Origin of the sequence: Rhodopirellula maiorica SM1, assembly GCF_000346295.1 — a bacterium.
Classification (GTDB): Bacteria; Planctomycetota; Planctomycetia; order Pirellulales; family Pirellulaceae; genus Novipirellula; species Novipirellula maiorica.
Window position 1 is genome coordinate 30,310 of sequence record NZ_ANOG01000025.1, and the last position, 10,904, is coordinate 41,213.

Annotated in this window: 6 protein-coding genes and 1 pseudogene; all 7 read right to left on the reverse strand. The window is 53.4% G+C overall.

The features are described 5' to 3' along the window. Window positions 1–49: 49 nt before the first annotated feature. The 7 genes and pseudogenes from RMSM_RS00930 to RMSM_RS00960 all read right to left on the reverse strand — a co-directional run bounded on the left by RMSM_RS00930 (window position 50) and on the right by RMSM_RS00960 (window position 10,800). Complete coding sequence (locus RMSM_RS00930) at window positions 50–1,537, reverse strand: sulfatase (protein WP_236621950.1); 1,488 nt, start codon at window positions 1,535–1,537, stop codon at window positions 50–52. A 473-nt stretch (window positions 1,538–2,010) separates the two neighbouring features. After that, window positions 2,011–4,167: a sulfatase-like hydrolase/transferase gene (locus RMSM_RS00935; RefSeq protein ID WP_008690157.1), complete on the reverse strand. Its 2,157-nt coding sequence runs from the start codon at window positions 4,165–4,167 to the stop codon at window positions 2,011–2,013. A 77-nt stretch (window positions 4,168–4,244) separates the two neighbouring features. Then, window positions 4,245–5,909, reverse strand: a complete 1,665-nt coding sequence (locus RMSM_RS00940) for a hypothetical protein (protein ID WP_052031436.1) — start codon at window positions 5,907–5,909, stop codon at window positions 4,245–4,247. A 74-nt stretch (window positions 5,910–5,983) separates the two neighbouring features. Beyond that, window positions 5,984–7,387 carry a sulfatase family protein gene (locus RMSM_RS00945; protein WP_390172471.1) on the reverse strand — a complete coding sequence of 468 codons (1,404 nt, stop codon included), beginning with the start codon at window positions 7,385–7,387 and terminating at the stop codon, window positions 5,984–5,986. 171 nt (window positions 7,388–7,558) lie between these two features. Further along, window positions 7,559–7,732, reverse strand: a complete 174-nt coding sequence (locus RMSM_RS40520) for a hypothetical protein (protein WP_160168202.1) — start codon at window positions 7,730–7,732, stop codon at window positions 7,559–7,561. Between the two features lie 119 nt (window positions 7,733–7,851). Beyond that, window positions 7,852–9,026 (reverse strand): annotated as a pseudogene (locus RMSM_RS00950) (DUF1559 family PulG-like putative transporter). A 568-nt stretch (window positions 9,027–9,594) separates the two neighbouring features. Then, window positions 9,595–10,800, reverse strand: a complete 1,206-nt coding sequence (locus RMSM_RS00960) for a DUF1559 domain-containing protein (protein ID WP_008690163.1) — start codon at window positions 10,798–10,800, stop codon at window positions 9,595–9,597. Between the last annotated feature and the right edge of the window lie 104 nt (window positions 10,801–10,904).

The window sequence follows — 10,904 nt, forward strand, 5'->3', positions numbered from 1 at the left end:
TTGCGTTGTTCTGTCAACGCAAGGGGATCGTGAACGCAGATTCGGTTGACTAATTTTCAGGTTTCCACGGCTGGTTGCCGTTCTTTTCCTGCAGGAATTTGGCGTCGACGGATTGATACCATCGGTGCAATCGAGTTCGCATCTGATCGACTCGCTCTGGCATTGATGATGCGAGGTCGTTTGTTTCACCGATATCCGTGGCAAGGTTGTACAGATGGACGCGGCCGTCCTCATAACGTTCGACCAATTTGAAATCGCCTTCGCGAATCGCGCCGCCGGGAATGCCGCCTTGGTTGCTGTAGTGCGGGTAATGCCAATACAGAGTTTCGCGGTCAAGCGACTTGCCGTTGAGTGCCGGACGGATGTCGATCCCGTCGATTTCATGCTGAACGTTGATTCCTGCCGAAGCGGCAATGGTTGGGAATAAGTCGATCGAGCAGATTGGTTCGGCGGATTCCGAGCCTGGTTTTGTGATCCCCGGGAACCGTACGATCCAAGGCACACGGATGCCACCCTCGTAAACCCATCCTTTGCCGCCGCGAAGTGGCAGATTGCTGGTTGGCGAGCCTTCGGAAGTGGACAGTCCGCCATTGTCCGAAGTGAAGATCACCACGGTGTTATCCGCGACGTCCGAGTCTTCCAACTGCTGCAATACTTTGCCTACGGCTTGGTCCATGGCTTCGACCATCGCCGCATAGACCGCATGTTTTTGCAACACTCGTACTTTGCGTGGCTTGTTGCCGATCACTTGTTCTTCGTCCGCAAACTCTTGGCCGCTAATCGCGGACGCTTTCTTCTTGTATTTCTCGACCAAATCCGGTCGCCCCATCAACGGCGTATGAACCGAATAGAATGACAGGTACGCGAGGAACGGTTTGTCTTGATTGGCTTTAATGAACGAAGCCGTGTCGCGGGCCAGACGGTCGGGCAAGTGATCGCCAGCAGGACTTTCTTCCTTCATTTGTGGGTTTTCAAACGGCGCGAAGTATCGCTTGCCTGAATAAGGACCGCCGCGGCTGTAACCTCCGATGTTGACGTCGAAGCCGCGGTTCTGAGGATAGTACTCTTCGCTTTCACCCAAGTGCCATTTGCCAGCGAAGAAGGTTGCATATCCTTGCCCCTTGAGTGCTTGGGCGATGGTGATTTCGTCCAGTGGCATGTTGTCGTTTAGCGGTGCTGGATTAAATTTCCCGCTCCGTTTGCCCGAGAAGAAGTTGGTCGCATCGACGCGTGTCGGATACTTGCCAGTCATCAAACTGTAGCGAGTCGGTGAACAAACTGGATTGGCTGCGTAGCCGTCGGTAAATCGCATCCCCGATTCCGCCAATCGATTGATGTTCGGCGTTTCATAGAAGCCGTTGGGGTTGTTGGGCCCCACATCCATAAAGCCAAGATCGTCCACCAAAAAGACAACAAAGTTGGGCGTCTGCTGTGAGTTCGTCTCCGCACCACAGATGGTTGATACGCCCCCAACCCCCATCAGCGTGGGCACGCAAAGTAGCCAAACAAGACGTAAACTCATATATATGTTTTTCATGTTCTACTCGTATTTCGCGTCGAGGTGCGTTTCGCGTCGGGAGGCAAAACCACAAATTCTAACCGATGCAGAACCATGATAGTTCCATCGATCGTCAAAGAGGTAGGCGTTTGGGGCACCGAGGCCGAATCGGAGGGTGTTTTGACGAGAAGGGGAATGCAAATGGTCCCCTCATAAATGTGTCAAAAACGGCTCTATCTGAGCCCATCATGGTTGCGATCGTACCTCGATCGATTACGAAATGCGACATCGTGTTAATCATTTGCGACGCGCCGCTGAATGGGCTTCGGTAATCGATTGAGTCAGGTTCGAGGTTTACGGAACTCGTCAAGACTTTCCTTTCATGACGCACGTCCCCTCGAAACTCTTGGCGAGTTTCGCTACGAAAATGCTTCACAGCGTTAGCTCAAACGGCTAATGGAATTTCAGCCAATCATTTCAACCTACCTGCTTGGCCCCTCGGTTCACGCCGGCTACCGATCGATTTCATCCGCCGTGATGAAACCATTTTTGTCTCGATCCAGCCTGCCGAATTGACGCGTAAAAATGGAGACGAACTCGGCGCGAGTCAACTGTTTGTCTTCGTCTGTGTCAGCGATCGTAAACGAGGGATGCGCGTGTTCGTCCGGCGTTAACACGCCGTCTTTGTTTCTGTCTTTGCGGTCAAAGCCTGCGGAAAAGTGATTGATGTACTCCGTTTGCGAAACTCGACCGTCGTTGTCAGCGTCTTTTTCAGCCATCGACGCTGAGGGGCGCGCGACTGCTTTCGGTTCGCCCGTCACCGACAGTGCTTGCGTCGAATACGCTTGATTGGTTCTGTTGATTTCAGGATAGCTGCGAAGGAAATTGTTTTCGTCAATCAAGTTGATAACGTAATGCGTGGTCTGTGGCGGTAGTTTGACTGAGACAAGTTTTTTGTCCCGTAGGATGGTTGCCGGTTTGCGGAACCATTCTTCATTGCGATCGCCTCCATTGAGCGTATAGATCAAATCTGCTCGCGCAAGCGCTGCGCCGTTTTCCTGATAGCGAAACTTAACTTCGTTTCCTTGCTTTTGGTGCGAGAGGACTGTGCAGGCGTTATGTTTTCCGGGCAGGTCGCCGTGATAATCAGGATTGTAGCTGGGATAGCTGGCGTTCATCTCGGTCAGCATTTCGGTCAGCCTTTGATTCATCGCCTCTGCTTTTTCCGGCATGGCCGCGGCAAGGTTTTTGGCTTCTTCGATATCGACTCGCCGTTGTTGGTTGCCGTTGGTTTGATAGAGCTGGAACAGTTCCAATTCGTCAGTTCCGTCGTTGTTCACATGGTCGTAGTTGCGAATCAGTTTGTAATCGCCGATGCGAATCGTGCTTTCCAAGGCAACGCCATGAGGGAAGTGCCACATCATTGTATCACGAGTCGTTCCATCAGCTTGTTTTACCAGTGCGGGATTGGTCGGGTCATTTAGCAGCAAGTGTGAAAGGTCGCATCCGTCAAGCTGTTTGTCTGCCGGTTTGCTGGATCCCGTCAGTGCTAGAATAGTCGGATAGAAATCGAGTCCGTTGACCATCACATCGGACTGAACGCCTGGTTGGATACCGGGACCGGCGATGAACAGCGGCACACGCGTACCGCCTTCCTTGGCCGAAATTTTGCCGCGGTCCAGCGGGTTGTTGTCGGTGTAGCGTTCCTTCGGACCGCCTTCCATCCCGCCATTGTCAGAAGTAAAGATGACGTAGGTGTTTTCACTTAACTTGTGTCCAGGCCAACGAGGGTCGTCGGTTTCGTCTAAGTAGTCAAAGAGTTCACCCGAGTAATAGTCCAACATCTCGACCATCGCACAATAGTACGGGTTCAGTTGCCCTGCGGTTTCTCGAGTTACGGTGTGGCGAGGGTCGACACCTAATTTGTCGACGTATTTGTCTAACAACGCTTTGCATCGAGTCTGGATGGGGGAATGCACTAACCAGGTCGCGTAGTAGAGGAAGAACGGCTTGTCCTTGTTTTCCTGTAAAAACGTCAGTGCATCTTGATTGGTCTGATCCAGCGGGTATCCGTTTTCATCCAGACGAAAGGGATCCTCCTCTGCATCGGTAGCAAAGCCTGATAAGCGATCCTTCATTCCCGTTTGCACTCCTCGATGCGAGCGAGAGTAATCGAATCCCACGTCGGTGGGTTGCGGAAACGCATGATGATCGATCGCGATATGCCATTTCCCAGAATGGCCGGTGACGTATCCATTTTGTTTCAGCGCTCGCGCCAATGTGAACTCGTCCTCCGGCATGCGGCCGCTGTACCACGGGTCCATCATTCGCGCCCCCTTTTTGTTGTGCGGGGTCGGAGGCGCACCACCAACGACATGCGTCTTCTGAGCACGCGCCGGATGATTTCCGCTGATGATTGCGCAGCGGCTTGGTGCGCAAGTAGGCGCCGGTGAATAGGCTTGCCAGAACATTACGCTCTTTTTTGCGAACGCATCAAGGTTCGGCGTTTCCATTGGTGATGGTTCGTCAATGTCGTAACACTTCAAATCCTGCCAGCCCAAATCGTCCGTTAGGATCAGGATGACGTTCGGCTTTGGTTGCTCTGCGTGGGCTTGGTTCCCCAGGATCGCGAACGAGACAAACAGGATTAAAAAGAAGTGATAGTTCATGTTTCGATCAAAGTTTTAGGAATAGGTGGATCACGGTCCTGCCTGCTTAATGCGTCAAGTGAAGAGCACGGAATCGTCTAGTCCGGTAACGCCGCACCAACCGACTTGCGATTCGACATCTTTACCCAGAGATCGAGGTGATGCGAATCGGGTTGGGGGAACTCGCTTGCATCGAGCAACGTGGATAGTTTTTGCCAATTTCCGGTCGTCGGTTTGTCGACGTACGCATAGCCGACCAGCGATAACCACTCGCTATTGTTTTTATCCATCGAATACCCCGTCGTATCACGATAGTAATTGTAATGCGGGTGATCCGTCGGCAGCGTGAAATCGAGTTTTTCTTTGTCGACGAAGTAGTAGGGATCGGTGGTGATGATTTCTTGATTCGTTTTTGTATTGCGTATACGCATCAGCGGCATCGTCCCGCGGACAGGCTGCGTAAAGACCTGGAATGCATTTTTGACTTGGACATTTTCAACGTTTGTCATCGGCGAGTGGGCCGGATCGAACGTCAGTAGCCCATAGTCGACGTCGTCAACCAAACCGGTTGCCTGCTGGATGACTTTGGACCGTTGTCCGACGACCAGATAGCTGCGAAACCAGATCGTGCTGCCAGGAACGATTTGGATCTTGGGAATGATTTCGCATACATCGTAGTTGCGGAAGCTGTTCGCCGGACGCGTTGCCCAGTCTTTCCATACATTTTTGTAGAGCGGTTCGCTGGCACGCCAATCGCGATACAGCGAATGTTTGAACTGGCAATACGGTTGGCCGGCGGCCTTTCGCTGCAACTCGGCTTCGAGATGTTTGTCACGCCCATAGACCAATGCCAAACTGGGGCTGTCGTCGTCGTCGGAAGCACATGAAATATTCCAACCGCCGGTATCGCGGACATCGACGGTTCCGTGCTCGCTCAAGAAACCTTCACGCTGCAGTAGTTCGCCTTCAGGAGAGCTAACGTAGCGTAGCGGTAAACTGCTAATTCGCGTCCCGCCCCAAGGAGCGTTTAGGTGATCGAAAACGATGTCATCGCGAGTGCTGAAGTTGTGAACGACCCACGTCAATTCGATCACGCCATCACCAACGTCGCGAACTTGGGTGTAGTACAGCAGGGGTGAACGATGAACCGTTTTGATCTGTGGAACCAAGCCCCAGTTGAGCATTTGGATCGTGCGATTTTGCGCGTCCATTTCGGATGCCAGCAGCGGACAGTACAGCGATTTCACCGCTGAATTACCAGGGATGTACGCACCCGAGTTATGGATGAAAAACGAAGTGGCGTACGACGATTGTTGAATGCGTTCGAGTGTTTCGCTGGGGACACCGCGAGCGGTTCTGCCATCGATGCCGTTGTATTTGGTGCACACGGCTACGAATTGCCAGACCTCGTCGTTCCACGGCGAGACCTTGCCGCCCGCAGCACGCCAAGACGGTGGCACGCTTTCACCGAACGGGCCACGCAGTGAATAAATTTGTCCGCCTTGGCCGAGCCGCAGCTTGAACGAGTTGTCTTCGTCTTGCGAGTGCACCATTTCCGCAAGGAAAACCGGTCGTTCATCGAGTCGTTCATCCCACAAGCTTTCACTCGGGGTGAACTTGGATGTGATCGTCGTGTCGCCACGTTGGCCACGGGCGACCTCGGCCGTGGGCTTGGGAAAGACATTCAGAAAAGTTTGCGCCGATGCAAGGGGGGGAATCAGCAGAGTCAGTAAAGGGACGGCCCAGCGCAGTTGCATTGTCATTGGGAAGGAATCTCGGCGGGAAGGGGTGAGGAATAAAGCATAGGTGGGGCGGGCAGACTCTTGCGTGCGTCTGGTTAACGACGTAGCGAAGAGAAATTTTTAGCGTTCGGTTTGGCCGGCAGACTCGTTTTCCACTTCTCGATCTTGTCAACCAATTCCGATACCACTTCCGGATGACTGTCTTTCAAGTCCACTTTTTCGTAAGCGTCCTCGACGATGTCATAGAGTTCGACGTAGGAAGCGTCTTCGTTTGCAAGCAGCTTCCAGTTTTGATCGACGATACAGTACGACACCCAGTGATAATTATTCTCGCTTTGCGGTTTACCATGCCCATTCATCTTCCAAAACAGCGGCTTGCTGCGACCATCGCTTGATTTGCCTTGCAACTCACTCAACTGGCTGATCCCATCAGGGGTGTATGACGGTGGCAATTCCGCGCCCGCCAGTTCGCAAAACGTTGGCAGCAAATCAACGGCTGAAATCATCAGACGATCGTCTACTTTGCCCGCGGCGACCTTGCCTGGCCATCGTGCGATGAACGGGACGTTGATGCCGCCTTCGAACAGCGATGCTTTGTAGCCTTTGCGTCCCGCGGTGATGCCTTTGGATGCGGCAATCCCAAACCCCGCGCCGGTGGCCGTGTCGTAGGTCAAATCAAGTGTCGCACTTGGTTTCCCCCGAGCGGGGCCATTGTCCGAACTGAAGATCACCAGGGTGTTTTCGCTTAGACCAAGCCGGTCAAGTGTATCCAGGACTTCGCCGATACGATCGTCAGCGTGGGCCAGCACGGATGCATAGATCTCATCCGTTTCTTCGAGTCCGCTGTCGCGAAATCGCCAGCGGTATTTCGGTACCACGTGGAAGGGAGTGTGAGGTTCATGCACCCACAAGTTGATGAAGAATGGCTTGCCGGCTTGGTTGCTGTTTTCAATGAATTCGATTGCATTGTCAGCGTCCTCGTGCACTGGCATTTGTTCGCCTGAACAATTAAACGCGCCGTAGGTTTCGTATCCATATTCGCCTGGCGAGGGCGAGTCGGGGATCATGTCGTTGGACAAGTGCCATTTGCCAAAATGGGCCGTCGTATATCCGGCTGATTGCAGCAGCCGTGGCATCGTAACCGCGTCGACACCCAACCAGTCCGGCATATTGCGTTTGGCATTGCTGGGTACCCAGGCAAAGTGCCCGTCGATGTTGTAGCGGGCCGGGAAGTGTCCCGTCATGACCGCGGTGCGACTCGGTGAACAGACACCGCTGGCGACCGTGAAGCGATGAAAGTCCGTGCCCTCGCGAGCAAGCCGATCGATGTTGGGGGTTTTTACATACGGATGACCGTGGCATCCAAGATCACCCCAGCCCCAATCGTCGGCGAAAATAAACAGAATGTTTGGCTTGCTCGATCGCTCGTTCGCCGACACTCGGTCAACGACGCCTGTTGCGAACGTCAATAATAAGATGATTAACACTGCTCGAGGGATCTTCGTCATGAGAAGTTTTTCCATGTTTTGGTTCACGCGGGGTGTCGGACTTGTATTGATCTTAACTCGTCTCGTCTCGAAATGAAAAACCGAAGGCACCTCGGCAAAACAAATTTGCAGCGAGTGCCTTCGGCGTTTTCAGTCATGCACAACGGATGCAGTCGCTGAAGGCTACTTCATTGACTGTTCGGTTTCTTCCATCAGTTTTTTCTCGTTTGCCTTGTATTCCTCGATGGCCGAGGGCGGCAAACCTTCGGTCACCGAGGTCGGTTTAGGATCACTGCAACCCGACATTAGAGGAAGAAAACTGGATAGCAATAAGGGAATCAATGCAAAGCGTTTCACTGGAACACCGTTTGGTAAATGAGGAAGTTCGTTGATGGGGAAGGAAAAGGTGTCCGCCGGTCAAGTGTGCCGACGGACATCTTCGATACAACGGATCAGAAGCATGCTCTTTTCAAGAGTTAGAATTCGCTGATGACTTCTTTACTAGCGCGAGTTCCTAGTGCACCCCACAGCCCGTAGGGACTTTGGGAACCAGGAGCTTGGGCACCCGTACCCGAGGCCCACACCATGCCTGCACGCGCGTTGCCCGCTTCGATCGAGTCGGTGATGAACTTCACCGCGCCGTCACCCATCAACACATGGCCACCACCTTGGTGATAGCTCGATACCGATCCAACGACGTTCAAATCGTCGCCATTGGTACGTGAGCAGATCTCGCTATTGGGAGGCAAAATCGTCGTCATGCCAGAGAAAATGGTTTTGGCATCCGCCCAGCGATAGCCGCGGGCACGCGTGGGGCGACTGTCCGCAGTCCAAAAGCGAGGACGTGCGGGATCGATCACACCCTCGCAAGCCTTGGGGTTGTCGCGAATCGCACTCATGGTTGCATTGTTGCTGCCCGATGTGAAGTTTGGCAAAACCGTCCGATTGTCTTTGTCGCCCAGCGAGGTCGCAATTTCACCCATCGCAATCGTGTTCGCCAGCCCATCCAAGCAATCACGGAACTTGGTAACATCAAATGGTTTGAAGAAGCCGCGATGAGCTTTTTGAGCCGTTTGTGCACGCGTTCGGGTCATGCCGATCATTCGTGTGTTGGGCCAAGGACCGTATGCCGTTTCGTCACACGAGTCACCAATACAGGCGGCGTAATTGGTCCGTCCCAACGCGGGAAGTCCTACCCCAGGATCGCTTGGACAGCGGTACGATGGGATATCGATCGTCCATGGCACGTAGGTGATTTCATCGGGGGTCGGCCCCATGGCATTCCATGTTCCGCCGACTTGGCTAGGGTTGGAAATCTGCTCCCACAATGCTTGCTGCTCATAAACGGCAGCACGCCAACCAGCATGCTTAGCTGCATGTTGTTAGCCAAAGGTGTAGGTTCCCACCACGATTTGCCGGGGTTAGGAAGGAGCGTCCCTGTACCGTGGGTGGGCAGTTGGTCGTACGCGGAATGATAGTTGTGAATTCCAAGACCTAGCTGCTTGAAATTGTTGCTGCAGCTCATCCGCCGGGCTGCTTCGCGGGCCGCCTGTACCGCCGGCAACAGCAAGCCAACCAGCACTCCGATAATTGCGATGACGACTAGCAATTCCACTAAAGTGAAACCGCGGTTTACTCTCGAACCATTCATGATCACTACCTTAAAAAGAAAAGAAGGGTGGCTGGCGAATGACGACAGCCCAGAAAACAGGAAAAGGAAGCGTAGGTGCCGCCAGAGAGTTCTGGTGGCAAATTTTATACCTACGATATGTGTTAGACCATCAAGTATTTACTGGATAGGAACGTTGATTGGGGGGCTTGCAGCAGTGGACCTACCACGCATCCATTTTTCGATGCTTTGACATGTCCGATAGGCTCGCCATGTGCTAGTTCTGTCGTTCGACATTCGGTTCTTGAAAGGCGGTATTTTCACCCGATGGACTCCCATGCGAAACGCTCCAAACAATCCAGCGGTAACTGCCCCGCGACTTGACGTCCCACGCCCGTAGCGAGGTTGCAGTGAAGTCGTTGGTCGCACCGCCATCGGCTGTTGCAAATCACGGTCGTATTAAACGAGTTGAGAAACGGTAATTTGGGATCGCCGTCGACGGTGCCTTGGTATTCAACTAAGTGTCGAAGTCGGACGACCTCGACGTTTGCCACGCTTGGATCGGTATCCGAATCGGGCGTGTCGTAAAGCGTGTTCGTGTTGCCGAAGTCTAAAACTCGGCGTTGATGACTTCGCGGCTGGCGCGTGTCCCCAGTGCACCCCACAGCCCATAGGGGCTTGCCGAACCAGGCGCCTGAGCTCCCGTGCCACCTAACCAAACATTTCCAGCCTTCGGATCGCCTGCTTCGATGGAATCGGTGACGAATTTCACCGCGCCATCTCCCATCAAAACATGACAACCGCCTTGGTGGCGACTGGACATCGTGGCGACCAGTGTGGTTCCAAGCGTGTTGTAAGGACCGCAGATCTCACGATTCGGGGACAGGATCGTCATGCAACCGGAAAACAGTGGGCCTTGGTCGGCCCATCGATAGCCTCGTGCAAACAGAGTCCGCGAGATCATGAAGTACTGTGGATCCCAAAAGCGAGGGCGGGTTACGTCGACCAAGGGCTGGCATCGTGAGGGATTATTGCGAATGTTTCCGAGCGAAATGCCTGGCGCACTGCTGTTGGCAGCCGATTCGGTGACTTGGCTTCGATTATCGTTGTCCCCAAGATCCGTAATGATTTCCCCCATGGCGATCGTGTTGGACAAACCATCCAAACAGTCACTAAACCGTGTCGTGTCAATCGGTTTGAAGAAGCCGCGATGTGCCGCCCGCGCGTCTTCGGAGTTGTTCTTTACCGTTCGCAGGTTGTTCCAAGGGCCAAAATAGATTTCCCAGGACGAGTCTCCGACACAGGCGGCATAGTTCGTTCGGCCCAATGCAGGAAGCCCAAAGCCCGGATCGCTAGGACAGCGGTAACCGGAAATCTCTGTTGTCCAGGGAATGTACTGAATGTCATCGGGGGTAGGTCCCATTGCCGGCCAAGCAGGCGATTGGACCGTGCCGTCGGTGCGTTGGAGATTGGGGTTGGAAATCTGCTCCCACAGTGCTTGCTGCTCGAGAAACGGCAAGGACGGCACAAGCATGCTCAAGCGAATTCGGTTTCCGAGCGTCGAGGGAGAGAAGTAGTTCGAAGCGGTTCCCGGCTGCGTGCCGGTACCATGAGTCGGCACTTGGTTATAGGCCGCGTGATAATTGTGGATTGCCAGCCCGATCTGTTTGAAATTGTTGCTGCAGCTCATTCGGCGTGCTGCTTCGCGAGCCGCCTGGACCGCTGGCAAGAGAAGTCCAACTAAGACGCCAATGATCGCGATGACCACCAGCAATTCGACGAGCGTAAATCCGGATTTCTTTCGTGTGGAAAACATTGTGCTACCCTAAAGAAAGTTATAAAAATCAATAACATTGGGCGCTTTGCTTGACGCTAGAGAGCGTCAACGAGGCATGAGATTCCCCAAGACGGGATAATCAT